Source organism: Saccharopolyspora sp. NPDC047091, from assembly GCF_040643635.1.
GTDB lineage: Bacteria > Actinomycetota > Actinomycetes > Mycobacteriales > Pseudonocardiaceae > Saccharopolyspora_C.
In genome coordinates this window covers 82,376-106,771 of sequence record NZ_JBEYUS010000005.1, presented here as the reverse complement: position 1 = coordinate 106,771, position 24,396 = coordinate 82,376, and the positions used below count along the sequence as shown (strand labels likewise).

General features: G+C 72.1%; 22 protein-coding genes. 4 read left to right on the top strand and 18 right to left on the bottom strand.

The window, feature by feature from the left end; translation table 11 throughout:
- Positions 1-119: 119 nt before the first annotated feature.
- Entirely contained in the window at positions 120-1,982 is a 1,863-nt protein-coding gene (gene glmS / locus ABZ805_RS04325; RefSeq protein WP_358434128.1) for a glutamine--fructose-6-phosphate transaminase (isomerizing), read from the bottom strand.
- Between the two features lie 269 nt (positions 1,983-2,251).
- Here glmS and ABZ805_RS04320 point away from each other — a divergent pair, with 269 nt between their 5' ends.
- Both ABZ805_RS04320 and ABZ805_RS04315 read left to right on the top strand, forming a co-directional pair.
- Complete coding sequence (locus tag ABZ805_RS04320) at positions 2,252-3,070, top strand: dienelactone hydrolase family protein (RefSeq protein ID WP_358434126.1); 819 nt, start codon at positions 2,252-2,254, stop codon at positions 3,068-3,070.
- A gap of 182 nt (positions 3,071-3,252) precedes the next feature.
- Positions 3,253-3,744 carry a hypothetical protein gene (locus ABZ805_RS04315; RefSeq protein ID WP_358434123.1) on the top strand — a complete coding sequence of 164 codons (492 nt, stop codon included), beginning with the start codon at positions 3,253-3,255 and terminating at the stop codon, positions 3,742-3,744.
- A 37-nt stretch (positions 3,745-3,781) separates the two neighbouring features.
- Here the strand turns inward: ABZ805_RS04315 and ABZ805_RS04310 are convergent, their stop codons facing one another.
- The 15 genes from ABZ805_RS04310 to eccCa all read right to left on the bottom strand — a co-directional run bounded on the left by ABZ805_RS04310 (position 3,782) and on the right by eccCa (position 19,422).
- Positions 3,782-4,237, bottom strand: coding sequence for a hypothetical protein (locus ABZ805_RS04310; protein WP_358434121.1), 456 nt, complete (start codon positions 4,235-4,237; stop codon positions 3,782-3,784).
- Positions 4,238-4,264: 27 nt separating this feature from the next.
- On the bottom strand, positions 4,265-6,982 hold the full coding sequence (locus ABZ805_RS04305; RefSeq protein WP_358434118.1) for a hypothetical protein: 2,718 nt from the start codon (positions 6,980-6,982) through the stop codon (positions 4,265-4,267).
- A complete protein-coding gene (locus tag ABZ805_RS04300; RefSeq protein WP_358434115.1) occupies positions 6,982-7,293 on the bottom strand; it encodes a type VII secretion target in 312 nt (103 codons plus the stop codon). Before ABZ805_RS04300 ends, ABZ805_RS04305 begins: the two co-directional genes overlap by 1 nt.
- 139 nt (positions 7,294-7,432) lie before the next feature.
- Positions 7,433-7,768, bottom strand: coding sequence for a hypothetical protein (locus ABZ805_RS04295; RefSeq protein ID WP_358434112.1), 336 nt, complete (start codon positions 7,766-7,768; stop codon positions 7,433-7,435).
- Between the two features lie 113 nt (positions 7,769-7,881).
- Positions 7,882-8,004, bottom strand: coding sequence for a hypothetical protein (locus tag ABZ805_RS04290; protein ID WP_358434109.1), 123 nt, complete (start codon positions 8,002-8,004; stop codon positions 7,882-7,884).
- On the bottom strand, positions 7,997-8,161 hold the full coding sequence (locus ABZ805_RS04285) for a hypothetical protein (protein WP_358434106.1): 165 nt from the start codon (positions 8,159-8,161) through the stop codon (positions 7,997-7,999). The genes ABZ805_RS04290 and ABZ805_RS04285 overlap by 8 nt, the downstream gene beginning before the upstream one ends.
- Positions 8,162-8,212: 51 nt before the next feature.
- Complete coding sequence (gene glmM, locus ABZ805_RS04280; protein ID WP_358434358.1) at positions 8,213-9,547, bottom strand: phosphoglucosamine mutase; 1,335 nt, start codon at positions 9,545-9,547, stop codon at positions 8,213-8,215.
- Between the two features lie 127 nt (positions 9,548-9,674).
- On the bottom strand, positions 9,675-10,220 hold the full coding sequence (gene rpsI / locus ABZ805_RS04275; protein ID WP_358434103.1) for a 30S ribosomal protein S9: 546 nt from the start codon (positions 10,218-10,220) through the stop codon (positions 9,675-9,677).
- Between the two features lie 23 nt (positions 10,221-10,243).
- Positions 10,244-10,693 carry a 50S ribosomal protein L13 gene (gene rplM / locus ABZ805_RS04270; RefSeq protein WP_358434101.1) on the bottom strand — a complete coding sequence of 150 codons (450 nt, stop codon included), beginning with the start codon at positions 10,691-10,693 and terminating at the stop codon, positions 10,244-10,246.
- A gap of 418 nt (positions 10,694-11,111) precedes the next feature.
- Positions 11,112-11,399: a WXG100 family type VII secretion target gene (locus ABZ805_RS04265; RefSeq protein WP_358434098.1), complete on the bottom strand. Its 288-nt coding sequence runs from the start codon at positions 11,397-11,399 to the stop codon at positions 11,112-11,114.
- Between the two features lie 62 nt (positions 11,400-11,461).
- The gene (locus ABZ805_RS04260; protein ID WP_358434094.1) at positions 11,462-11,773 is read right to left on the bottom strand and encodes a WXG100 family type VII secretion target; all 312 of its coding nucleotides are present in this window, start codon (positions 11,771-11,773) and stop codon (positions 11,462-11,464) included.
- Between the two features lie 268 nt (positions 11,774-12,041).
- Positions 12,042-13,862: a type VII secretion-associated protein gene (locus ABZ805_RS04255; RefSeq protein WP_358434091.1), complete on the bottom strand. Its 1,821-nt coding sequence runs from the start codon at positions 13,860-13,862 to the stop codon at positions 12,042-12,044.
- Positions 13,863-14,181: 319 nt separating this feature from the next.
- Positions 14,182-14,358, bottom strand: a complete 177-nt coding sequence (locus ABZ805_RS04250; protein ID WP_358434088.1) for a DUF397 domain-containing protein — start codon at positions 14,356-14,358, stop codon at positions 14,182-14,184.
- Entirely contained in the window at positions 14,318-15,262 is a 945-nt protein-coding gene (locus ABZ805_RS04245) for a helix-turn-helix transcriptional regulator (protein ID WP_358434085.1), read from the bottom strand. Before ABZ805_RS04245 ends, ABZ805_RS04250 begins: the two co-directional genes overlap by 41 nt.
- A gap of 62 nt (positions 15,263-15,324) precedes the next feature.
- Positions 15,325-19,422, bottom strand: coding sequence for a type VII secretion protein EccCa (gene eccCa, locus ABZ805_RS04240; RefSeq protein WP_358434082.1), 4,098 nt, complete (start codon positions 19,420-19,422; stop codon positions 15,325-15,327).
- 319 nt (positions 19,423-19,741) lie between these two features.
- On the opposite strand from eccCa, the gene eccD reads away from it, so the two are divergent.
- On the top strand, positions 19,742-21,160 hold the full coding sequence (eccD, locus tag ABZ805_RS04235) for a type VII secretion integral membrane protein EccD (protein ID WP_358434079.1): 1,419 nt from the start codon (positions 19,742-19,744) through the stop codon (positions 21,158-21,160).
- A gap of 11 nt (positions 21,161-21,171) precedes the next feature.
- The gene (gene mycP, locus ABZ805_RS04230; protein WP_358434076.1) at positions 21,172-22,563 is read left to right on the top strand and encodes a type VII secretion-associated serine protease mycosin; all 1,392 of its coding nucleotides are present in this window, start codon (positions 21,172-21,174) and stop codon (positions 22,561-22,563) included.
- Between the two features lie 75 nt (positions 22,564-22,638).
- On the opposite strand, the gene ABZ805_RS04225 is transcribed toward mycP, so the two are convergent.
- Positions 22,639-23,988 (bottom strand): hypothetical protein, encoded by a 1,350-nt coding sequence (locus tag ABZ805_RS04225; RefSeq protein WP_358434073.1) that lies wholly within the window; start codon positions 23,986-23,988, stop codon positions 22,639-22,641.
- A complete protein-coding gene (locus ABZ805_RS04220) occupies positions 23,988-24,293 on the bottom strand; it encodes a hypothetical protein (RefSeq protein ID WP_358434070.1) in 306 nt (101 codons plus the stop codon). The genes ABZ805_RS04225 and ABZ805_RS04220 overlap by 1 nt, the downstream gene beginning before the upstream one ends.
- Positions 24,294-24,396: the final 103 nt, after the last annotated feature.

Genomic DNA, 24,396 nt, shown 5'->3' with positions numbered 1-24,396 from the left:
CGCGGCCGGCCCCGTTCCTCGACGGCCGGCGTCTCCGTTCCCGGCCCGCCCGATCATGGCCCATCGAACGCGAAGGGCCGCCCGACCCGAGGTCGAGCGGCCCGATCAGCGCCGGCGGATCACTCCACCGTGACGGACTTGGCGAGGTTGCGGGGCTTGTCCACGTCGTAGCCGCGGGCCCGGGCGATCTCCGCCGCCAGCACCTGCAGCGGAACGGTGGACACCAGCGGCTGCAGCAGCGTCGCCACCGCCGGGATCTCGATCAGCTCGTCCGCGAACGGGCGCACCGCCTCGTCGCCCTCCTCGGCGATGACGATGGTGCGGGCGCCGCGGGCCTGGATCTCCCGGATGTTGGACAGCATCTTCGAGTGCAGCAGCGCCCGGCCCTTCGCCGACGGCATCACCACGACCACCGGCAGCCGGTCCTCGATCAGCGCGATCGGCCCGTGCTTGAGCTCGCCCGCCGCGAAGCCCTCCGCGTGCATGTAGGCGAGCTCCTTGAGCTTGAGCGCGCCCTCCAGCGCCACCGGGTAGCCGACGTGGCGGCCCAGGAACAGCACCGCCTTCGAGTCGGCGAGCTCCCGGGCCAGCGTGCGCACCTGGTCCACGGTGGACAGCGCCTGCCGGACGGCCTGCGGCATCGCGGCGAGCTCCTCGAACTCGCGCGCCACCTCGTCCGAGTACTTCGTGCCGCGCGCCTGCGCCAGCGCCAGCCCCACCAGGTAGTTCGCGGTGATCTGCGCCAGGAACGTCTTCGTCGCCGCCACCCCGATCTCCGGGCCGGCGTGGGTGTAGAGCACCGCGTCCGACTCGCGCGGGATCTGCGCGCCGTTGGTGTTGCAGATCGCCAGCACCCGGGCCCGCTGGGTGCGCGCGTGCCGCACCGCCTCCAGGGTGTCGGCGGTCTCGCCGGACTGGGAGATCGCCACCACCAGGGTGTCGCGGCCCAGCACCGGGTCGCGGTAGCGGAACTCGCTGGCCAGCTCCACCTCCACCGGGATGCGGCACCAGTGCTCGATGGCGTACTTCGCCAGCAGGCCCGAGTGGTAGGCGGTGCCGCAAGCGACGACGAAGACCTTGTCGATGTCCCGCAGGTCCTGCTCGGTCATCCGCTGCTCGTCGAGGACGATGCCGCCGTCGACGAAGTGCCCGCGCAGCGTGTTCTCCAGCGCCTCGGGCTGCTCCTCGATCTCCTTGAGCATGAAGTAGTCGTGGCCGCCCTTCTCGGCGGCCGACAGGTCCCAGTCCACCGTGAACGGCTTCGCCTGCACCTCGGCGCCGTCGAAGTCGGTGACCCGGTAGCCGTCGCGGTCGATCGTCACGACCTGGTCCTGGCCGAGCTCCACCGCGTCCCTGGTGTGCTCGATGAACGCGGCCACGTCCGAGGCCAGGAAGTTCTCCCCCTCGCCGACGCCCACCACCAGCGGCGAGGACCGGCGCGCCGCCACGATCTTGTCCGGCTCGTCGGCGTGCGTGACCAGCAGGGTGAACGCGCCCTCCAGCCGGCGCGCCACCGCGCACGTGCTGGCGGTCAGGTCACCCGCGGTCGGCCCGGCCGAGTACGCGGCCGCGACCAGGTGCGCCGCGGTCTCGGTGTCGGTCTCGCTGGCCATCTCCACGCCCGCGGACTCCAGCTCGGCGCGCAGCGCGGCGAAGTTCTCGATGATGCCGTTGTGCACCACCGCGACCTTCCCCGCCGCGTCCCGGTGCGGGTGCGCGTTGCGGTCGGTCGGCGCGCCGTGCGTCGCCCACCGGGTGTGGCCCATGCCGCTGGTCGCGACGAACCGCGAACCGTCCTGACCGGCGAGCTTGCCCTCCAGGTTCGACAGCGCGCCCGCCGCGCGCTCGACCGCGAGACCACCCGCGCCGTCGAGCATGGCGACGCCCGCCGAGTCGTAACCCCGGTATTCCAGCCGCCTGAGCCCGTCCAGCACGACGTCCAGCGCCTGACGATGTCCTACGTAACCCACGATGCCGCACACCCGAGTCAGCGTAGCCACCGCCGCGGAACGCCTCAGAACGGGCAGGGCAGCCGCACCTGACGGTGCGAACCCCTCGTCCACGACCCGGCTACGCCCATCACCGCCGGTCAACGACCCGAACCCGGTCTCAGCACCCGTGGTCGCGGTCCCCACCTGGGGAGTTCCGGCGGTGCGCGGACCCGGCGGACGCGAGCGAGGCATCCGCCACGTGACGAACCGCGCACCTCGCGTGGGCGCGGTCGCGCCCGCGTCGGCTACCGTGACCCACCATGGCGCGGAATGCCAAGAAGGCGTTGGAAGAACTGTCCCACCGCGGGCCGCACGAGGTGCTGCACGGCGATCTCGCGCTGGTCGGCCTGCCCGGCATCGTGTGCACCCCGCGCAGCGGGCGCGGACTGCCCGCCGTCGCGTTCGGCCACGGCTGGCTGCAATCGCCCCGCCGCTACGCGGGACTGCTGCGCCACCTGGCCTCCTGGGGCATCGTCGCCGCCGCGCCCGGCACCCAGCGCGGGCCGCTGGCCTCGCACCGGATGCTGGCCGCCGACCTGCGCACCGCCCTCGACATCTGCACCGGAGTGCGGCTCGGCGACGGGCAGATCAGCGTGGACGACCGCAAGCTCGCCGTCGCCGGGCACGCCCTCGGCGGGGGCAGCGCCGTGCTCGCCGCCGCCGACGATCCGCGCGTCCGCGCCGTCGCCACCTTCGCCGTCACCGAGACGATGCCCTCGGCGCTGGCCGCCGCGCACCGCGTCACCGCGCCCGGACTGCACCTCACCGGCGGCAAGGACCTGCTCGCGCCGTCCGTCGCCAACGCCGAACCGATCGCCGCCGCCTGGGGCGGGCCGGTGCAGCTGCGCACCCTGCCGAAGGCCAGCCACCTCGGGTTCACCGAAGGCAGGCACTGGACGGAGCTCGTGCTGCACGGCAAGGCCGAATACCGCACCCAGCGCACCGCCCGCGCGCTGCTCACCGCGTTCCTGCTGCGCCACCTCGACGGGGACAAGCGGTGGGACGCGCTGCTCGACTCCGACGTCTCCGGCGCCACCATCGACCAGGAACGCACCCGCACCGCCGCGCTCACCGCCTGAGCTCTCCGCCGAAAACGCCCCGGGGCGCTGCGGCGGCAGCGAGAATCGCGAGCCGTGCACGTTCCACCCCAGCAGCCGCCAGGTCCCCCTTCCCGCCCGGCGCACCACCCGGCCGAGGCGGGCCGTGGGGGTACGGGCCACCTCCCCCGCACCTCCCGCCGCCCGGCCGCCCGTGGCGCCCGGTGCCGAACTGGCCGCGCATCACCTACGGGGTGGTGCTGTGCGTGGTCGCGGTCCTCTTCCTCGAAGAGGGCTGCTATTCGATCGTCGACAGCATCGAGGCCGGCCGCATCGTCCTGCGCGGCGAAACCCAGCCGGGGTTGAACACCGCCTTGGCGATCGCGCGCGGCGCGGTGATCGTGCCCGGAGGGGTGCTCGCGCTCGTCGCCGCGATCCTCCACTTCGCCCGCAAGCCCGCCGCGCAGGTGCTCGCCGCGGGTCCCGCCGCCACGGGTGCGCTCGCTTACCTGGTGAGCGCCGGCCACGAGATGCACTATGCGGCGACCACCCTGCCGGGCGGGTTCCGGTTCGACGTCGACTTCTTCTTCGACCACCGCTTCACGGCGCTCCTCGTGATCGGAGTGCTCGCGACGGTGCCCGCGTTCATCCCCGCGATCAGCAGGAGCACGGCGGCGCGGCCCGTCGCGCCGCCGATGCCGTGGCCGCACCGCTGAACCGGCGGGCCGCGTCCGAGGAGGACGCGGCCCGGCGTCACCTCAGCCAGGTGCGGTTCGAGAAGTCGTCGTCATCGTCGTCGTGCACCACGGGTCGGCGGCGAGCGGCCGGGCGCGGTGCGGGACGCGGGGGCGGCTGCTGCCAGCCCCGCGGCTCCGGCTCCGGCGGCGCCACCGGTTCCGGGCGCGGCCTGCGGTCCTGCTGCTCGACCGGGCGGGACGGCGGCGGATCGGTGTACTCCTCCTCGTCGTCCGCTAGGCCCACATCGATCTCGGCGATCCGGTCGCGCTCGGTGGCCGCGCGCTCCGCCCGCTCCCGGATCCGCTCGGCCATCTTCCGGGCCGTGGCGACCGTGCTCTCGATGCCGGCCTTGGCCTTCTCCGCGCTCTCCCGGGAACTCCGGGTCAGCTCGTGGCTGCGGTTCACGTCGTCGCTGACCAGCTTGGTCATCGACTCCCGGAAGGCGCGCGCCGCCGGTGTCTCGGTGCTCATCTCAGCCCGCACTCCCCTGCTTCACGCTCATCCCCGCCGGTCCTCACCGAACACCGCCCGGTGCCGGGCACCGGAATCGTCCACGCCGTCGTCGAACAGCTGCCCCTGGGTGCGCCACGGGCTGGAGTTCGTCCGCTCCTGATCACCTGAGCCGCCGCCCTGCTGGCCGCCGCCCATGCCACCCATGCCGCCCATCATGCCGCCGCCCATCGCACCGGACTGCTGCGCGGCACCCGCCGAATCCGCCGGATCGCCCAGCATGCCCAGTCCCGTCGCGCCCTGCGGGCTGCCCTGAGCCGCGTCGTCCGCCCCGGCCAGCTTGGTCGCGCCGGCCTGCGGGTGCGCGTCCTCGAACGGGCCCGGGTGCGCGGGCGGCGGATCGGCGAGATCACCGGAGAACAGCTGACCCGACATCGTCGTGAACGACCCGGGCACCTGATCGCCGGTGAACGCGCTCGCCAGCCCGAGCCCCGCGGACTGCGGAGCGGTCGGCGCCGGGGCCAGCGGATCGGGCGCCGAATCGGTCGACGCCGCGTACGCCGCGGGCGCCACCGGCTCGGATCCGCCCACCGGTTCGAAGCCGCCCACCGGTTCGAAGCCGCCGGACGCAGGTGGTTCGAAGCCACCGACCTGCGGCGGCGTGCCCACCGGCGCCGACGGGTCGAACCCGGCGCCCGGATCACGGCCGACGGGTGCGCCCGCCGCGTCGTCCGGCGGAGCACCGGGCATCGCGGGCGGCTCGCCCGGAGCGGCTGCGGCGAGGCGCGGTTCGGCACCCGCACCGTGCTCGGCCCCGAAGTCGATCGCCTGGTGCGCCGGGGGTTGTCCGGGACCGTTGTCCACGTCCACCCGGATGCTGCCGTCCGGGGCCCGCTCCAGGGTGATCGTGCGGTCGCCCTCCTGGATCACCGCCTTGCCGTCCTCGCCCGGCTGCACCGGAATACCGGGCTGCTGCGCGGGATCCGGCGCGCCCGGGGCCGGGTTCGTGCCGACGCCCGGCAGACCGCCTTCGCCGGGCATCGGACCGGGAGCGGGCTGGGTGCTGACGCCCGGCAGGCCCGCCTGCCCCGGCATCGCGCCGGGGGTCGGGTTCGTCCCCACGCCGGGCAGGCCGCCCTGGCCCGGCATAGTGCCGGGGGTCGGGTTCGTACCGACGCCGGGCAGGCCGCCCTCGGGGCCGAACCGCACGTCGTAGGTCTTCGGCTGCCCGTCCTCGCCGATGATCGTCACCTTCGAGGTGCCCTGCTGGTCCGGTTCCTGGACCTGCACGGCGTTCCGGCCTTCGCCGACCGTCTCCGTCGCGGGCGCACCGGTTCCCGGGCCGCCCGAACCGTCCGCGCCGGGCTGCGGCATCCCCGGTGCCTCGGGTATCTCGGGGGCCTCCGGCATCTTCGGGGCCTCGGGCATCGCCGGGGTCTCCGGCATCGAAGGCGCGCCGCCGGGGGAACCGCCCGGCGAACCACCCGGCGAACCACCAGGGGACCCGCCCGGCGAACCACCGGGAGAACCACCGGGAGAGCCTCCCGGCGAACCGCTCGGGTTCTGCTGCCCCGCGCCCTGCTGGTCGGAACCCTGCGGACCGGACTCGTCCTTCGCCGGGCCGGGATTGCTGAACGGGTTCTCCTCGGCCTTGCCGAGCTCCTCGGTCAGCTTCTTCCACGCGTCGTCGACGGCGGTCTTGGTGTCATCGCACTTCTTGACGAAGTTCTTCCACTCCGTCTCGATGGACTCGGCGAACTGCAGGACCACCGAGTTGGCCTTGTTCCGGGCCGCATCCTTCGTTTCCTTGTCGGCGTCGCCGCAGCTCTCGTCGATCGGGATCTGCCAGATGCTCGCGACCTTGCGGATCACCAGGTCGTCGTCGCTCCCGTTGGCGAGGTCGATGGTGACTTCCCAGTCCGGCTTGCTCTTCTGCTGGAAGACCTCAGCGCGCCGTCCGTCCTGCTCCAGGACGAAACGGGCCTTCTCCCGGCAGAGATCACCGACCGCCTTGATCGACTCCTTCGTGACCTGCGCCGACGTGCGCAGCCGCTCGATCACCCTGTCCTGGGCCGTGGGCGTGAACTTCTCATCGAAGAACCCCTGCGCGCTCTCCGACGCGGACCCGGTCCAGCCCTGCCGCAACTGCCCCAGCCGGTCGGACATCGCGCTGTGCGCTTGCCCCGTGCCGCGGTCGGCGTTCTCCAGGTCACCGATGATCCGGTCGAACTTGGCGAACTCGATGCCGCGCTGCTCGTCGTAGCGCTCCTTCACCTTCGCCTCGTCGCCGACCCCGACGCCGGCGTGCTTGATGCTCTTGATCTTCGCGTACAGCTTCACGAGGTCGATCATCAGGCTCAACCCCGGAGCGCCCGCGTTGAGCAGCTGATCGGAATCCGCCGCCCCCGCGCCCTCCCCGTTGTCGGCGCGGCGCTGAGTGTCGCCGATCGTGGCCTTGCCGCCCTCGATCGCGTCGCCGTGCTCGCGGCGCGCCCGCGCACCCTCGTCCGCCTGCTTCTTCGCCCCGGCGTAGGCGTCCTTGACGCGCTGGCTGGTGCTGGTGCCACCGCTCTCGTACGGCACCTGCTGCACACCGGCGCCGTCGTCGTACTTCGTCATGTAGGCGTCGAGCACGTCGTCCGGGTCGTCGCCGCCCGAACGCCGGTAGTCGAGCAGCAAGGTCACCTTGGCGTCCTCGTCGACCGAGCTGTCGTCCAGGATCGCTTTGACTTCGTCGACGGAGGGGAACTTCTGCTCGTCGGCCATCAGCTGTTCCCCGACTTCCCGACGGTCTCCGACGCGTCCGCGTCGGACCAGTCGTAGCCCTGGCCGGTCTGCTCCAGCTTGCCCGCGAAGTCGTCCATGGCGTCCGCCATCGAGGAGACGCACTTCGACAGCTTCGCCATGGCTTCCTGATAACCGCCGAACGCCTGCTGGTGCACGCGGCCGAAGTCCGCCGCCCCCAGATCGAGCTCCCCGATCTTCTTGGCGTGCTCGTCCCGCACCGGATCCGCCGTGCCCCGGATGCTGTTACCGGCGGCGACCAACTCTCCCGAGTTCGTCCCGAAACCTGACATCGTTGCCCCTCCTCGCACTTCACGCCGCCACGGACGCGCGCACGGGTGCGACGTCAGGTGGTGGCGCCAGGTTCCTCACCCTGGCAGGCAGGAGCGGCCGGTGGGCCGAAACCGGTGATCTCCTTGCATACGCGAAGGTTCACCGGGGCGGGTAGGGCCCCTGCGGCGGGTAGGGCGGCGGGGCCTGCTGCGGGAACGGCTGCGACTGCGGGAACGGCTGGCCGAACTGGTGCGGCTGAGCGACCGGGAACGGCTGGGACTGCGGAGCCTGCGGTGCGGACACCTGGGGTTGCGGCGCCTGCGGTTGCGGCGGCTGCCCCGGCGGGAACGGCTGCGGCTGCGCGTGCGGGAACGGCTGCGCGAACGGCGGGCCGGCCTGCGGCGGACCCGGGTTCGGGGCGTGCTCGCCCAGCTTCACCTTCACCACGAGCGCGGCGGTCAGCGCACCGGCGCCACCACCGACGAGAATGCTCACGAGCAGAAAAATCCAGTTCATCGGGTCCCCCCTTCGGCTCGCGCCCAAGGTATCGCCCGCGGCACCGCGGACCACCGGCGGCCAGCCGACGGGAGGAGGACCGGACCGGCCGCTCAATACCCGATGATCACCAGCGCGAGGATCACCGCCAGCGCCATCCCGGCCAGCGGCAGCACCAGGAGCATGACCAGGTTCGCGAGCCACTCCCCGCGCGCCGCGCGCACCCGCTCAGCCATGCCTGCGCGCCCGCCGGTTCACCCACCACTGACCGCCGTCGTGCACGGCGTTGATGGCTTTGGTCCCGGCTATGCCGAGGGCGGAGAACACGAGGACGGCGGTGACGAGCCCGACCGCGACGAGTCCGACGATGATGGCGACGACGATGGCACCCATGTGAGCAGCGTCTCACACATCTGCTCGCGCGGGGAGACCTAGATCACAGCTTCACCGGATGGCAGCAACCACTCCGGCGAGTCGTTGCGCGGTGGCGTCGGCGATCTCCTCGCTCGGCGCCTCCACCATCACCCGCACGAGCTGCTCGGTACCGGACGGGCGAAGCAGCACGCGGCCCTGCTCGCCGAGCTCCGCCTCCGCGGCCGCCACGGCCTCGGACACCTCGGACGCCGAGACGGCCTGCGCCTTGTCCACCACCCGCACGTTCACCAGCACCTGCGGCAGCCGGCGCATCGTGGTGGCCAGGTCGGCGAGCGACTCGCCCGTCGCGGCCATCCGGCCCATCAGCCGCAGCGCCGTGAGCAGCCCGTCGCCGGTGGTGGCGTGCCCGGGCAGCACCACGTGCCCGGACTGCTCGCCGCCCAGCGAGAACCCGCCCGCGCGCAGCTCCTCCAGCACGTAGCGGTCGCCGACCTTGGTGGTGCGCAGCTTCACACCGTGATCGCGCATCGCCAGGTGCAGGCCCAGGTTGCTCATCACGGTGGCGACCAGCGTGTCGTCGGCGAGCTCGCCGGACTCCTTCATCGCCACCGCGAGCACCGCGAGGATCTGGTCGCCGTCGACGACCTGCCCGGCCGCGTCCACCGCGAGGCAGCGGTCCGCGTCGCCGTCGTGCGCGATGCCCAGGTCGGCGCCGTGCTCCAGCACCGCGGCCCGCACGTTGTCCAGGTGCGTCGAGCCGACGCCGTCGTTGATGTTGATGCCGTCCGGGTCGGCGTGCAGCGCGATCACGTCCGCACCCGCGCGCCGGTAGGCCTCGGGGGCCGCGCCGGAGGCGGCGCCGTTCGCGCAGTCCACCACGACGCGGATGCCGTCCAGCCGCTGCGGCGTCGCCACCAGCAGGTGGTCCACGTAGCGCTGCACCGCGTCCGGCACGTCCCGCACCCGGCCGACGTGCTCGCCGGTGGGCCGCTGCACGTGCTCGTCGAGGCGGGCGGCGATCTCGTCCTCCACCGCGTCCGGCAGCTTGTGCCCACCGGCGGCGAACAGCTTGATCCCGTTGTCCGGCATCGGGTTGTGCGAGGCGGAGATCATCACGCCGATGTCGGCGCCCAGCTCGCCGACCAGGTACGCGACCGCGGGCGTGGGCAGCACGCCCACCCGCAGCACGTCCATGCCCGCCGAGGTCAGCCCGGCGGTGACCGCCGCCTCCAGCATCTCGCCGCTGGCCCGCGGGTCGCGGCCCACCAGCGCCACCCGGCGCCGGGAGTCGTCGCGGTCGTAGAGCACTCGGGCCGCCGCGGCCGCCACGGACAACGCCAGTTCCGGCGTGAGATCCGCGTTCGCGAGACCTCGAACCCCGTCGGTGCCGAACAGCCGGGACATGTGCAGCGAATCCTCCTGGATCGACGGCAGTGCCACTGTCAGGCCGAACCCGGCCCGCAAAAAGATCACGGGAGCAGCCCCGGCGTCGCGCGGACGCCACGGCTGCTCCCGTGAATCGTACGAAAGGTCAGCGCTTGCTGTACTGCGGAGCCTTGCGGGCCTTCTTGAGGCCGTACTTCTTGCGCTCCTTCTCCCGCGAGTCGCGGGTGAGCATGCCGGCCTTCTTCAGCGCCGGACGGTCATCCGCGTCCAGCTCGACCAGCGCACGCGCGATGGCCATGCGCAGCGCACCGGCCTGACCGGAGGGGCCACCGCCGTTGAGGTTCGCGTGCACGTCGAAGCCCTCGACGCGCTCCACGAGAACCAGCGGTTCCTTCACGATCTGCTGGTGGACCTTGTTCGGGAAGTAGTCCTCGAGCGCCTTGCCGTTCAGCTTGAACCCACCGCTGCCGGAGGTCAGGCGCACGCGGACGATGGCCTCCTTGCGGCGGCCGACGGTCTGCACGGCGCGGCCGGACGGGATCGGAGCGAACTCCTGAGGCGCGTCCTCGACGTCGGTCTCGACGTCCGCGTCGACCTCGGCGTTCTCGGCGAAGTTCTCGCCGATGTTCTCGACGACGTCCTCGCCGACGGTCTCGATAACCGGAGTCTCCTCCGGAGCAGGAGTGGTCACTGGCTGGTCCTCGGGTCCCTCGGTCACTTCTCGACCTTCGCGTTGATCTGGTACGGCTGCGGGTTCTGGGCCGCGTGCGGGTGCTCCGGGCCTGCGTAGACCTTGAGCTTCTTGCCCATGGCCCGGCCGAGCTTGGTCTTCGGGAGCATGCCGTGAATGGCCTTCTCCAGGACCCGCTCGGGGTGCTTCGAATCCAGAACCTCGCCCAGGGACTGCTTGCGCAGGCCGCCCGGGTAACCGCTGTGCCGGTAGTGGAACGCCTGGTCGCGCTTCTTGCCGGTCAGCGCCACCTTCTCAGCGTTGACGATGACGACGAAGTCGCCGGTGTCGAGGTGCGGGGCGTAAGTCGGCTTGTGCTTGCCGCGCAGCAGCAGGGCGGCCTGGGTGGACAGCCGACCGAGCACCACGTCCTCGGCGTCGATGACATGCCAGGCGCGGGTCACCTCGCCGGCCTTGGGGCTGTACGTGCGCACGGATCTACCTCGTCGTCGTTCGCGTCGGAATCTCGGTGCGGACCCCGTGTGTTCCTCTGGGGAGCCCATCGGAACCGTGCCGGGTCGGAAACCCCGGTCTGGCCGGGGAACCGGCACGTCCTGGGTGTCACCAGAGACCTGTGGCCCCGGTTCGGCCTCGGCTCTCGCCGGGCGTTCCGCTGGGCCGGTCACCGCTCCAACACCGCAGTCGCGCACCGCACAACAAACAATCAGGGTACTCGTTGGCGAGAAGACCCACCGATACGGGGTCCCCTTCGCCGGGGAACGCCCGTCGGCGTGCCGAATCGCCGAGTGGATGCTACCCGGCGGCCCGGAAGCCCCGGACACCCGCCCCGGTGCAACGCCGACCCCGGGCCGCGAGGGGCGTCCGGGGTCGGCGGTGGGCTCGGGGCGAAGATCAGCCGCCGAAGCGACCGGCGTTCTTCTGCTCACCGGCCTGGTAGGACTCGTTCGCGGCGTTGACGGCCATGCCCATCTTCGCGGCGATCTCGATCATGTTCTGGGCGGCCTTGTCCCACTCGGTCTGCGCGGCGCGGTACGCCTCCTGGGCCTGGCCCTCCCAGGTGTTGACCAGCGGCTTGAGCATGTTCTCCAGCTCGTCCAGCTCGCCCTGGATCTTGGTGGCGGTGCCGCCCAGGTCGTCCGCAGCCTGGCTCAGCTGGCCGAAATCAACCCGAATTTCCATGATGTGGTCCCCTCACGTGAAGTGGTCGAAAGAAGGTGGAGAAACGAACGTCGATGGCGGGCTCAGCCGCCGAGCATGCCCTCGATCTTGGAGATCTCGGCGGCCTGCTCCTCTTCGTTCTGGGTGTAGGCCTGACCCGAGGACTGGATGTTCTCGCTGATCTCGCCCAGCTTCTGGTTGATCACCTTGGCGTTCTCCTGGAACGCGTCCATGAGGCGGCGGAAGACGTCGGAGGCGCCGCCCTTCCAGGAAGCCAGGACCGGCTCGAGCTGCGTCTGCAGCGTGTTCACCGCGTTCTCGACGTTGCCGCGAACCTCTTCGACCTGACCCGAAGCCTTGGCCATCAGGTCCGCGTCGGTACCCATCCCGCTCATAGGTGAGCCCCCTTCATTCGTTGTTCGAAGATCGATGAACCTACGACGCAGACATTGCCACGTCCGGTTCCGCCCTGTCCCAGCTTTTCGCGGAAACGGTTGCGGCTGTAAACGCGGATGAAGGAAATCGCTGGTCACGAGCGGATTAGCGATTGCGAAAGAATCCGCGCACGCCGACTGCGCGGACGAACGGACGCGGAATTCGCGAATGCGATTTGCACCCGCTACCGATTTCGCGCGGCGGCGGGCACCTTTCGCGGGGCGGTGATCACCGGGAGATCGAGAGCGAGGAGACGACCCGCTCGCAGGCTCCCTCCACTTCGGACTTCCCCGCCGCGGTGTACCGGCAGCCCACGCTCACCTGGTAGTGCCCCTGGTGCAGCACGAACCACTCGACGGTCGCGCCCGCCAGGTCCTCCCGGTAGTACACGACGTCCCGGCCCGCGAAGGTCGCCGAGGAGTCGAAACCGGAGAAGCGCTGCCCGTCGGCGTTGTACCGGTCGTACTCGGCGCGCAGGTCCGCGACCGCGCGGGACCGCCCGGCCTCCACGTCGTAGCCGAGGTCCCCCTGCTGCACGACGATCAGGTCGTCGCCGTCGGAGCGCGGCGCGACCACGGTCTGCCACAGCTCCGGGTCGCCGCCGGTCTGCTTCCAACCGCCCGGGTAGTCGAAGCCGTACTCGTACTGCGCGACGTGCCGCGGCGGGACGTCCGCCCGGCCGCCGGTGACCTGCACGAGCAGCACCGCGACCACCACCACGAGCACGATCGCCGCGGCGGCGGCCGCACCCCACACCCAGGGCTGCACCCCGGTCCGGCGCGGCACCGGGGTGTGGAACACCGGACGCGTCTGGTCGCCGGCGCCGATGACGATGGTGGAGGCGCGGCTGAGCGAATCGCCCGGCGGCACCGCGGCGGGCTGCGGCACCCACCCCGGCCGCTGCCCGGCCGCGTACCGGGGACGCGCGGCCGGTGCGGGCGCGCCGCGGTGCGCGCCCGCGGGCGCGAGCCCACCGGTGCGCTCCGGGTCCAGCCGCACCGCCCGCAGCGCGCCGCGGGCCACCACCGTCTCCGGCTGGTCCAACGTGGTCGGCAGCACCCCGGTGCGCTCGTGCAGCAACCGGGCCACCAGCGGGATCCGGCTGGAACCGCCGACCAGGAACACGCCGGTGAGGCGGTCCCGCGGCACCTGGCCGTCCTGCAGGATCGTCGAGACGAGGTCCGCGGCCTTCGCCAGCGGCGCGGCCACCAGGCGTTCCAGGTCGGCGCGGGTGACGTGCGCGTCCGAGAACGGCGGCGGCATCGGCACGTCCGTGTAGGTGTGCCGGGACAGCGTCTCCTTCGCCCCGCGCACGTCCTGGCGCAGCACCCGGCGGCGCCGCCGGTCGGCCATGTCCCGGCCTTCGACGAGCTTGTGCCACGCGGCCGGGTCCATCCCGGACACGACGGAACCGATGTGCTCCAGCAGCGCCTGGTCGATGTCGGCCCCGCCGAAGTTCGGTTCGCCCCTCGTCGCCAGCACCCGGAACGCGTGCCCCTGCTTGCGGACCACGCTGGCGTCCACGGTGCCGCCGCCGAGGTCGAGCACGGCCAGCGCGCCGCCGTCGGGCAGCCCGTGCCCGGCGGAGTGGAACACGGCCGCGGCCACGGGTTCGGGGACGAGCACCACTTCCTTCGCCAGCCCGGCGGCGGCCTGGCGCAGCACCCCGGCGCGGACCGCGCCCCAGTCGGCGGGGTGGGTGAGCACGAGCAGGTCCACTCCGGCGCCTGCGGCGAACCGGCGGGCCTCGCCGACGGCGCGCTGCAGCACCGCGCGCACCACGTCGCCGACGCGCAGCACGCTGCTGCCGAGCAGCAGCTCGCCCTCGTCGATGCGGCGCTTGGGGTGCGGTTCGAACCGGGACGGGTCGACGGCGGCCTGCCGCTCCGCCTCGTGGCCGACGAACACCGTGCCGTCGGCGGCGGCGAACACCGCCGAGGGCACCAGGGGCTGGCCGTCGACGACCACCACCTGCGGTTCACCGCCGCCGACGGACACCACGGTGCAAGTGCTCGAGGTGCCGAAGTCGACCGAGACGTGCAGGGACACCCACTACTCCTTCGCGCACCGCCGCGAGGTCGCGTCGGTGTCTTCGCCGGGCCGCCGGTGCGGCGGGACGAACCGGGAGCGAACCCGAATTCCCCCGAACGGTTCGCGCGAGTCGGGTTCCGATCCCGAATCCACCCCAGCACCCTAGAGGCCGAGGGTGCGCGCAGTTCAACAGTCTGCCCTCGATCGGGTGACTTAGGCGGCAACCCCTTGACTCACCGTGCGCGACGCTCCCGATCATCGAGCGGCCCGGCCGACCCCGGGCGCGGCGGTCGTCCCGCCGTCCCGGTGGCCGCCCTCCCCCGGCGGCCCGCGGAGCTCAATTCGAATACTTGATCTCGGCCAGGAACGTGCGCCATTGATCGCGTCGGAAGCACAGCACCGCGGACTGGTCCTTCGAATCGCGCACGTCCACCCGCATCGCGATCGACCCCACTTCCACGCACGCCGATTGACTACCGCTGTAGCTCGATTTCCGCCAGCGCCCCGTCCCCATGACCAGTGCCCTCCCCGCACTCGTACCTGCGCGCATAAGCCGCGACGAGTTCCAGGGAACATTCAGGGCTCAGCGCCGTCCGGCACAGACTAGATCGTGCGTGCAGAAAGGGCGTTACATCTTCCGGGTCGTCCAGGAATGCGCCGCACCGGCGCTGTTCCAAGTGGACGATCGGCCTGCTCCGAACGAACTCCAGCAGCAGGAACGGGCCGTCCAGCCCGGTGTGCGCGCCCTTCGCGAACGGCACCACGTGCAGCGAGATGTTCGGTTCCCGGCACATCGCCTGCACGGCGTTCAACTGCGCGGCCATCACCGCAGGCCCGCCGACGGCGCGGCACAGCGCGGCCTCGTCCAGCAGCACCACGTACCGGGTCGGTTCGGAGCGGTGCAGCACCCCCTGCCGGGCCAGCCGGGCCGCGATGAGCCGGTCCACGCGATCGGCCGGAACACCGGTGGCGAGGAACAGCGCGCGGGCGTAGTCGGGAATCTGCAGCAGTCCCGGAATGAGGACCTCGGACGCCTCGGTGATGCAGACCGCGCGTTGTTCCGCGTCGATGAGTTCGGTGAGCTGCGCGGGCAATCCGACACCCGATTCCCACCACACCGGTTCGTCGATGTCGTAGGCGAGGCGCAACAGGCGGTCGCGGTTCGCGCCGCGGACGTCCACGGCGTCCAGGAAGGCCCGCACGGAATTCGGGGCGAGACGGCGGCGGGCCGTCTCCATTCGGCTCACCTTCGCTTCGGAGCAGCCGATCAGATCGCCGAGCTGGCGCAAGGTCAGTCCGGATTGCTCGCGAACGGCACGCAATTCCTTTCCCAGCGCGCGGGCTCGGGGGGTGTCTGACATGGCCCACACCATAAGCGCGAAAACCGAGGAAGATCTTCGCTCGATCGTGTCATTCACCGAGAGCGACGACGGCCCTCCCCGGTCAGGGGAGGGCCGTCGTCGTTCCGCTCAGGAACCGATCACTGCGGCTGCGAGTACGCCGTCTGGATCAGCTGCGGGCCACCGCGCATCGAGCGGCTGACCAGCATCCCGCGGCCCGGCGGCAGCTGCCGGGACTTGACGTTGCCGACGAGCTGGCCGTCGTCCTTGTTCGCGCTCATCGCCAGACCCGGGGTGGAGACCTCCCGCATCTTGCCGATGATCGGCTCGAACAGCGCCCGGCTGGCACCGCCCGAGTTCCGGGCCAGGATGATGTGCAGCCCGACGTCGGAGGCCTGCGGGACGAACTCGGCCAGCGGCGCCAGCGGATTGCTCCCCTGCGGCGAGACCATCTCGTAGTCGTCGATCACGATGAACAGCTCCGCGCCCTTCCACCAGGAGCGGTCGCGCAGCTGCTGCTGCGTGACGTCCGGGCCGGGCAGCCGCCGCTTCAGCGCGTTGACGATGTCCCGCACGTTGCTCTTCAGCTGGTCCGAGGTGACCGTGTACTCCATCAGGTGCGACTCCGGCACGACGCCGAGCATCGTGCGGCGGAGGTCGACGTGCAGGATCAGCGCCTGCTCGCGGGTGTACCTGGTGGTGATGCCGTGCACGATGCTGCGCAGCAGCGCCGTCTTCCCCGACTCCCGCTCGCCGAACGCGTAGAAGTGCGGCTCGGCCTTGAAGTCCAGGTAGACCGGGTTGAGCCCGTCCTCGTTGATGCCGATCGGCACCAGGTGCGGACGCGGCTGCTGCTCCAAGGCGGGCAGCTGCTCGTACGGCAGCAGGTTCGGCAGCAGCCGGACCTGCGGCGCCGGACGGCCCTTCCACGAGCTGCGGACCCGGTTGACCAGGTCGGCGACGCCGTCGGCGAGGTCGTCGTTGTAGAGCTCCCACGACGGGCGCGGGTGCTTCTCGTTCGCCGCCTCGGCGCGGGCCGCCTCCGCGGGGATGCGGTCGCCGAGCTTCTCGCTGTCCACCCGGGGCAGTGCCGTCAGGTAGTGCATCTGCGTGGCGTGCAGCCCGCGGCCCGGGCGGCCCTGCGGCACGGTCACCGCGAGCTTGCGGTTGACCTCGGACTCGCCGGGGTCACCGAGCCGGAGCTCCATCCGGGTGCCGAGGGCGTCCTTGACCTGCGGCCGGATCGCGGCCCACCGGTTGGCACCGATGAACACGTGGATGCCGAACGCGAGGCCCTGCTGCACCAGGTTGTTGATCTCCGGTTCGAGCGGCTCGAAATCGGGCTCGGCGCGGAACGCCTCCCAGCCGTCGATGATGAGGAACACGTCGCCGTACGGGTCGTCGGTGATCTCGCCGCGACGCTTCCGGTTGCGGAAGTCGGTCATCGAGTCGATGCCCGCCTCCTGGAACCGGCCTTCGCGCGCCGCCAGCAGCGCCTTGATCTCCGCGATGGTGCGGCGCACCGTGTCCGGGTCGCGCCGGTTGCCGTACGCGCCGACGTGCGGCAGGTTGCGCAGCGCCGCCAGCGAACCACCACCGAGGTCGACGCAGTAGAACTGCGCTTCCTGCGGGGTGTGCGTGAGCGCCATCGACGCGATCATCGTGCGCAGCAGGTTCGACTTGCCGGTCTGCGGACCGCCGACCACGGCCCCGTTGCCCTCGGCGCCGTTGGCGAAGCGCAGCACCAGCGGGTCCTGCCGCTGGTGGTAGGGCACGTCGATGAGCCCGATCGGCACTTCCAGCTTGCCGCTGCCCGGGTGGCCGACGGCGGAGTAGCCGCGGTCGTCGGTGGCCTGCAGCGGCGGCAGCAGCCCGTCCAGCGTGGGCGGCGCGTCCAGCGGCGGCAGCCACACGGTGTGCGCGGGCGGCCACTGGCCCTCGACCTTGTTGATGACCAGCTGGAAGTCGGTCGGCGCCAGCTCGTCCTTCTTCTTCGGTTCCTCTTCTTCGACGACCGCCGGTGCCGCGGGCTCCGGGGGCTTCTCCACGAAGTCGGGGATGAAGAACCGCGGCCGCTTCTCCCCCGTCACCGGCGAAGCCGCGCGGCTCATCGGGCGGCGTCCGCTGGTCTGGTGGTCGTGGCCGGAGACGTAGGCGGCGCGGAAGCGCTCCATCCCGTTGGGGTGCTTCAGGTAGCCGTGCCCACCGTTGGACGGCAGGTCCGCCGCGTCCGGGATGCCGATGGCGGCGCGGGATTCGGAGGCGTTGAACGTCTTCAGGCCGATCCGGTAGGACAGGTGCGAGTCCAGGCCGCGCAGCTTGCCCTCCTCCAGCCGCTGCGAGGCGAGCAGCAGGTGGACCTGCAACGACCGGCCCAGCCGGCCGATCATGTTGAACAGGTCGGCGAACTCGGGCTTCTGCTGCAGCAGCTCGCCGAACTCGTCGATGACCACGAACAGCGCGGGCAGCGGGTCCTTGGCGTTCTCGTGCCCGGCCTCGTAGAGCTTCCGGTAGTCCCAGACGTTCTTCGCGCCCGCCTTGTCCAGCACCTCCTGCCTGCGGTTCATCTCGCCGTCGAGGGCGGCCTGCATCCGGTCGACCAGGGTGCTGTCGTCCCCGAGGTTCGAGATGCTCGCCGAGACGTGCGGGGCGCTGTCGAAGCCCTTGAACGTCGCGCCGCCCTTGAAGTCGACGAGCACGAAGTTCAGCGATGCCGAGGAGTGCGTGGCCAGCAGGCCCAGCACGATGGTGCGCAGGAACTCGGACTTGCCGGAACCGGTCGCACCGATGCACAGCCCGTGCGGGCCCATGCCGTTGGACGCGGTCTCCTTGATGTCCAGGTGCACGATCTCGCCCTGCTCACCCGGGCCGATCGCGACGCGGTACATGTCGTCCCGCGGGCGCGGGCGCCACGCCTCGTTGAGGTCGAAGGTGACCGGGTCGCCCGCGAGGCCGAGCTGCTCGATGTAGTTGAGCTGCGTGGTGAGCGGTTCGAAACCGTCGCCGTCGTCCACCTCGGCCGGGCCGGACGCGATGCGGTAGCGCGCCATCTGGCGGGCCAGCGAGGTGGCCTCCTCCATGCTCAGCGTGTCCGGTTCGCCGAACCACTCCACGCTGTTCTGGCCGCGAGCGCCGATGCGGTCCGGCTCGACGACGATGCGCATGCCGCGGCGCTGGGTCATCTGACCGAGCACATCGGACAGGTCGATGATCGTGACGCCGGCGAGGCCGCCCTCGACGACCAGCTGCTCCTCGCGGCTGATCTCGGCGTCGTCGAGCACGATCACGATGTGCGGCTGGCCGTCCGGCGGGGCCGCGTTGCGCTGGAACCGGGGGCGTTCGGCGAGCTGCTCGTCGAGCATCTCCTCGATGCCCCACAGCGAACCGGACATCAACCGCAACGAGCCGATGCCGTCGGTCTCGGTCGGGTGCTGCGCGTGCGGCAGCCACTTCACCCAGTCCCACTCGGTGCGGGCCCGGCCGCTGGAGGCGACCGCGATCATCACGTCGTTCGGCGAGTGGAAGGTCGCCAGCTGCGCCAGCATCGCCCGCGCCAGCCCCCGGGTGACCGCCCGGTCGCCCTGCAGCCCGACCGCGGCGAAACCGCGCAGCGAGGTCGCGATCGGCAGCTGCGCCACCAGCGAGTGCGCGCGCACGAAACGGCGCAGCGCCAACGTGGTGATCGGCTCCAGCTCGTCGACCGGACCGGTCTGCGGCGGCACCAGCCGGGTCTCCAGGCGCTGCGAACCGCGGCCGACCCGGACCTGGCAGAAGTCGTTGTCGTTCGGCCTGCGCTCCCACATCCGCCGGGTGCCGTTCGTCAGCGACCACAGCGTCTGCGGGTCCGGGTGGACCCACTCCCGGGCGAGGCGCTGCTCGTCCGCGGCCTCGCGGGCGCGATCCCGCATCTGACCGAGGTACCGCAGGTAGTCCTTGCGGTCCTCGTTCATCTCGGCCTTCTTCTGACCGCCGTCCTTGCCGCCGCCCGCCATCATCCCGAAGGTCGAGACGAGCATCATCATCGGCATCATCATCATCATCGGGTTGTCCTTGGCCCGCTGAAGCATGAAGACCATCATCCCGAGGGATGCGACGATCATGACGCCTGGCAGCACCTTCTGAACGATGTTGCCGGGGATCACCCGCGGGATCTCGGGTGGCGGTTCGAGGTGCACCTCCCCGCCAGGCGGCCTCGGAGCGGCCATGCGCGGCGTTCGCTTGAACTGCAGCGTGCTCACCGGAGGCAGCAACCTTTCCTGTCGTAGCAATGTGGAGCGGCGGGCTCACGTCACGACGCCCCTACTGCCGCAGGCGGCATTCTGTACCGTCCACGGCACCGACGTCAGCAGGGTCCGGGTGGTTCCGGCCGGTCCGTGACCATCCGGTTGCGAACCCGTTGGCACGAGTTCGACCAAACCCTTCACCCCTGCGAGGTCGGTGCGGCCATACTAGGGGCGCTCTTCGGCCGGGCGGGCCGCTTTCGCCGAGAAAACCGCACCACGGCCGGATTGACGCAGGAGGACCCAAGTGCCAGGACTTAGGAAGTAGGGGGCCGCAGTGGCGACCGGGACCACGGTGTTCAGCCGCGTGACAGTGGTGGCGCCGAATACTCGCATCGACTTGGCGCTGCCCGCCGACGTCGCGGTGGCGGATCTGCTGCCGATGCTGCTGGAGATGGCCCGCGAGGCCAGCACGGACGGTGGCTCGCGGCACGGCGGCTGGTGCCTGGCGAAGCTGGGTGAAGAACCGCTGGAGAACAGCCAGACGTTGTCCTCGCTGGGCGTCGTCGACGGCGAGCTGCTGCAGCTGCGCCGCCGCTCCGACGACCCGCCGCCGCCGCTGTACGACGACGTGGTGGACGCGCTCGCCGAAGCGGAACCGGGCAGCTACCGGCCGTGGACGAAGGAGACCGCCGCGAAGATCGGGCACGCGGCGGGCGTGCTCGGGTTCGTCGCGGCCGCCGCCGCATTAGGACTGTCCGGTCAGGCCGGTGGCGTCCTCTTCCACGCGATCACCGCGATCATCGCGGTCGTGGTCGCCGTGTTCGCCACCGGGATCGGCTCCGTCGTGACCCGCGCCTACGGCGCCGCCACCACCGGGACCGTGATCGCCGGGGCGGGCGCGCTGCCGATGGCGTTCGTCGCCGGGCTCAACGCGGTGCCGGGCAACGACCCCACCCCGAAGCTGCTGCTGGCCAGCGCGCTGGTGCTCATCTTCGCGTCGATCTCGCTGATGGTGATCGGCACCGGCATCGTCACGTTCATCGCCGCCGCGACCGTCTCCACCTTCGCGGTGCTCGCGTTCATCGCCGCGCTGCTGCTGCCGAGCGGGGCCGGCGCGGCCGGGGTCGCCGCCGGCGCAGGCGCCATCGGGCTCGCCGGGATCTCGCTGCTGCCGCGGCTGACCATCCAGCTGGCGAAGCTGCCGCTGCCGCACGTGCCGGGCAACGCCGACGACCTCAAGGAGGACGAGGGCTTCCCGGACTACCTGATGATCGAGCGCCGCACCGGCCTCGCCCACCAGTACATGACCGGCCTGATCATCGGCTGCGGGCTCACCGCCGCGCTCGGCGCGATCCTCGCCATCACGCTGGCCAACGGCGGCGTCTTCGGCGCCCTGTTCGCGATCGTGGTCTCCGCGGTGCTGCTGCTGCGCGGCCGCAACTACGCCAACGGCAGCCAGGCGGTGGCGCTGCTGGTCAGCGGGCTGCTCGCCGCGGTCGGCGTGGCCGCCGGGCTGCTCGTGCAGACCGCGCTGATGCCGATGGCCGTCGCGTGGGTCTTCCCGCCGCTGCTGCTGCTCAGCGTCGGCTCGCTCGTGTTCGGCGTGGTGTTCCCGAACCGCCGGTTCTCGCCGGTGCAGCGGCGCATGGTGGACATCCTGGAAGCCGTGCTGATCGCACTGGTGCTGCCGCTCGCGCTGGGCGTCATGGACCTGTACATGACGATCCGCGACCTCAACCTCAACTTCTTCTGAGGACCGCCGAGATGGTTTTCAACTCGCGGAACGGTGCGCTGCGGCGGGGCGTGGCGCTGGTCGCCGTCCTGGGGATCACCGGGCTCGGCGCGGCGCAGCCCGCGCTGGCGGACGAGATCGAGTTCCAGCCGCCCCCGCTGGTCCCGGCCGCGCCCGGGAGCGGGCCGCTCAGCCCCTCCGGCAACTTCGAGCCCACCCAGGGCTGCATGCAGGCGAACAACAGCGGCACCTCCGTCGAGGAGAAGCCGTGGAGCCAGCTCACCCTCGGGTTCGAACGCGCCCACGCCGAAGGGCTCACCGGTCAGGGATCGACCGTCGCGGTCATCGACACCGGCGTCAACGAGCACCCGCGCCTGAGGCTGAACGACGGCGGCGGCAGCGCCGTGCCGGGCGGCGGACCGAACCAGGACTGCGACGGCCACGGCACCGTGGTGGCCGGGATCATCGCGGCGCAGCAGTCCTCGGACAGCGGGTTCGTCGGGGTCGCCCCGGACGCCACGATCATGTCGATCCGGCAGTCGTCCGCGGTGTACCAGGACAAGCAGCAGAACAAGACGATCGGCGACACGCAGACGATGGCGCAGGCCGTGCAGTACGCCACGGACCGGGGCGTCGACGTCATCAACATCTCGCAGTCGTCCTGCCAGACGATGGCCGCGGCGATGGCCGACGGCGGCGGGTACAACAACCGGCTGTACAACGCGGTGAAGAACGCCTCCGACCAGGGCGTCGTCGTGGTCGCCGCGGCGGGCAACACGCAGGACAGCTGCCAGAAGAACCCGCCCGGCAACCCGGTCACCGCGGTGCTGCCCGCCTGGTTCGACGAGTACGTGCTGACCGTCGCCTCGGTCGGGCAGCAGGGCCAGGCCTCCGAGTTCACCGTCCCCGGGCCGTGGGTCGACGTCGCCGCACCGGGCGAGGACCTCACGGCGCTCGACCCGGGCAGCGGCGGCACCGGCGTGGTCAACCAGATCGCGACCGGGCAGCAGGGCGAGCCGGGACCGATCCAGGGCACCAGCTTCGCCGCCCCCTACGTGTCGGGGCTGGCGGTGCTGATCAAGGAGAAGTTCCCGGAGCTCACCGCGAAGCAGGTGATGGACCGGATCGAGCAGACCTCGCTGAGCCCCGGCGGGCCGAACGGGCGCAACGACATCCTCGGGCACGGCATGATCGACCCGATGGCGGCGTTGAGCGACGTGGTGCCCGCGGAGCACGGCGTGCAGCCCGCTCCGGCGAAGCCCGCCCGGCTCAGCGCGGACGTCATCCCGCAGGCCGACTGGGCGGCGCTGACCGTCGCGTTCGGCGGGGCGCTCGGCGGGATCGGGGCGGTGCTGTTCACGGCGTTCCTGATCAACGCGCGGCGCACGGCCCGGGCGCGCAGCGCGGGCACCGACGACGACTGATCCCGGCACCGGCCGACGACGAGGCCCGGTGGAGTCCACTTCGGACTCCACCGGGCCTCTTCCGTCAGCGCGCGATCACTCCGGGCGCTTCTTCTTCGCGTCGCCGAGCACCGGTTCCGCGGCGGGCGGGACGCCGAACAGCTCCGCCGGGTCGGCCTTCGGGCGCGGCCGCCGCTGCCCGCGACGGCCCGCGGCGCCGCCCGCCCCGGCCAGGCCCGCCATCCCGGCGAGCGGCATCATGCCGCCGACCATCCCGCCGCCGAGCAGGGCACCGGTGGTGCCCGCGGAGTCGTCGGTGCCGTGCTCGGCGGTGTCGTGATCGGCGGTGCCGGGCCCAGCCGGGTCGTGCTCAGCGGTGCCGTGCTCGCCGGGTTCGGCCTGGGCGGGGGTGGTCGACGCGGCACCGGTCGCCCCGGGGTCCGCGCGGTGCGCACCGTCCGGCGGTCCACCGGCGGCCCGTTCCGCGCCGCTCGCGAGCTCCGTCCACAACGGATTCTTCGGACCGTCCGCGGTGACGGTGGGCACCGGCGGCAGCACGTCCCGCTGCTCGGCGCAGGACCGCTGCAACCGGGCCATCACCTCGTGCACCGATTCGGCCAGCCCGGCCGCCGGGCGCCGGGCGCGCATCAGGTGCTCGCGGGCGGCGGGCAGGTCGGCGCCCGGTTCGCGCAGCGCCGCGTGCACTCCCGCGGCGACCTCGGTGAGGAACCGCCGCATGTCCCCCGCGATCTCGTGCAGCGCGTCGGCGGCCGCGTCCAGCGCCGCGGCCAGCGCGTCCGCCGCCTCGGCGAGCGCACCGCCGCTCGCGCCGATCCGGCGCAGCCCGGCGATGAACCCGTCGGCGGCCGCGCCGTCCCAGCTCGCCTCGATGCCGCTCACCTCGCCCGCGGCCGCCGAGGTGCCGTCGCGCAGCGCGTCCGCGGCGGCGCGCCAGAACGCGGCGGCGGGCCGCAGCGACCGCCACTCCCCGTCGGCGACGGCGAATTCGGGAGCGAACGGGTCGGGGACCTCCAGCACCTCGGCGGACTGGCGCAGGAAGTCCAGCTGCACCGGGGGCTCGGCCCGCTCGGGGTCGAACGCGGCGGGCGAGGTGTCCGGCGGGCTCGGCGCGGAATCCGGTGCGACGGTCCCGGATTCCGGTGCGACCGGCTCCGGTCCCGCTGCGCCGAAGCCGGATTCCGGTGCGCCGAAGCCGGTTTCCCGTGCGGCGGTTCCGGTTCCCGCTGCGGCGGTTCCGTTTTCCGGTGCCGCACTCCCGGTCTCCCGTGCGGCGGCACCGGATTCCGCTGCGGCGGCCCCGGCTTCGGTCCCCGCCGCCGGGGCGTCCGGCGCCGACCGCCGCTCCGCCGCTGCCGCGCTGGCCGCGCTGGCCGCGCGCACCGTCCGCAGGTCGTTGGCCTGCAACATCCCGCCCTCGTCCGCCATCACGCCGCGCCTTCCCCGCCGAACCCGGCGGCGTGCTCGGCGTCCTCGGCCGCGTGCCGTTCGGCGACCGCGGCGAGCTCACCGCCCGCGTCCGCGACCGCGTGCCCGAGGGCGAAGATCCGCTCCCGCAGCGCCACCGCCAGCCCGTCGTACGACTCGGCGGCCGCCTCGCCCCAGGACCCGAACTCCGCGCCACCGGGCGCGTTCCCCAGTTCCCGCCCCACTTCGCCCACGAGCTCCCCGGCTGCGCGCACCGCGTCCGCGCGCCGCGCCAGCTCGTCGGTCTCGATCCGGATCCCCGCCATCCGGCACCTCCCGGTAGTCGACGACACCGGTCACCCCAGCGGACCGGCGGATGCGCCGCGCGACCCGGCGCGAGCACACCATCCCTGCGACGTGCCCGGTGGA

Coding starts and splice junctions, on each gene's coding strand:
- ABZ805_RS04320 (WP_358434126.1), top strand. CDS start 2,252: ATGGCGCGGAATGCCAAGAAGGCGTTGGAAGAACTGTCCCACCGCGGG.
- ABZ805_RS04310 (WP_358434121.1), bottom strand. CDS start 4,237: ATGAGCACCGAGACACCGGCGGCGCGCGCCTTCCGGGAGTCGATGACC.
- ABZ805_RS04305 (WP_358434118.1), bottom strand. CDS start 6,982: ATGGCCGACGAGCAGAAGTTCCCCTCCGTCGACGAAGTCAAAGCGATC.
- ABZ805_RS04300 (WP_358434115.1), bottom strand. CDS start 7,293: ATGTCAGGTTTCGGGACGAACTCGGGAGAGTTGGTCGCCGCCGGTAAC.
- ABZ805_RS04290 (WP_358434109.1), bottom strand. CDS start 8,004: ATGGCTGAGCGGGTGCGCGCGGCGCGCGGGGAGTGGCTCGCGAACCTG.
- ABZ805_RS04285 (WP_358434106.1), bottom strand. CDS start 8,161: ATGGGTGCCATCGTCGTCGCCATCATCGTCGGACTCGTCGCGGTCGGG.
- glmM (WP_358434358.1), bottom strand. CDS start 9,547: ATGTCCCGGCTGTTCGGCACCGACGGGGTTCGAGGTCTCGCGAACGCG.
- ABZ805_RS04265 (WP_358434098.1), bottom strand. CDS start 11,399: ATGGAAATTCGGGTTGATTTCGGCCAGCTGAGCCAGGCTGCGGACGAC.
- ABZ805_RS04260 (WP_358434094.1), bottom strand. CDS start 11,773: ATGAGCGGGATGGGTACCGACGCGGACCTGATGGCCAAGGCTTCGGGT.
- ABZ805_RS04250 (WP_358434088.1), bottom strand. CDS start 14,358: ATGGGGACGGGGCGCTGGCGGAAATCGAGCTACAGCGGTAGTCAATCG.
- mycP (WP_358434076.1), top strand. CDS start 21,172: ATGGTTTTCAACTCGCGGAACGGTGCGCTGCGGCGGGGCGTGGCGCTG.
- ABZ805_RS04225 (WP_358434073.1), bottom strand. CDS start 23,988: ATGGCGGACGAGGGCGGGATGTTGCAGGCCAACGACCTGCGGACGGTG.
- ABZ805_RS04220 (WP_358434070.1), bottom strand. CDS start 24,293: ATGGCGGGGATCCGGATCGAGACCGACGAGCTGGCGCGGCGCGCGGAC.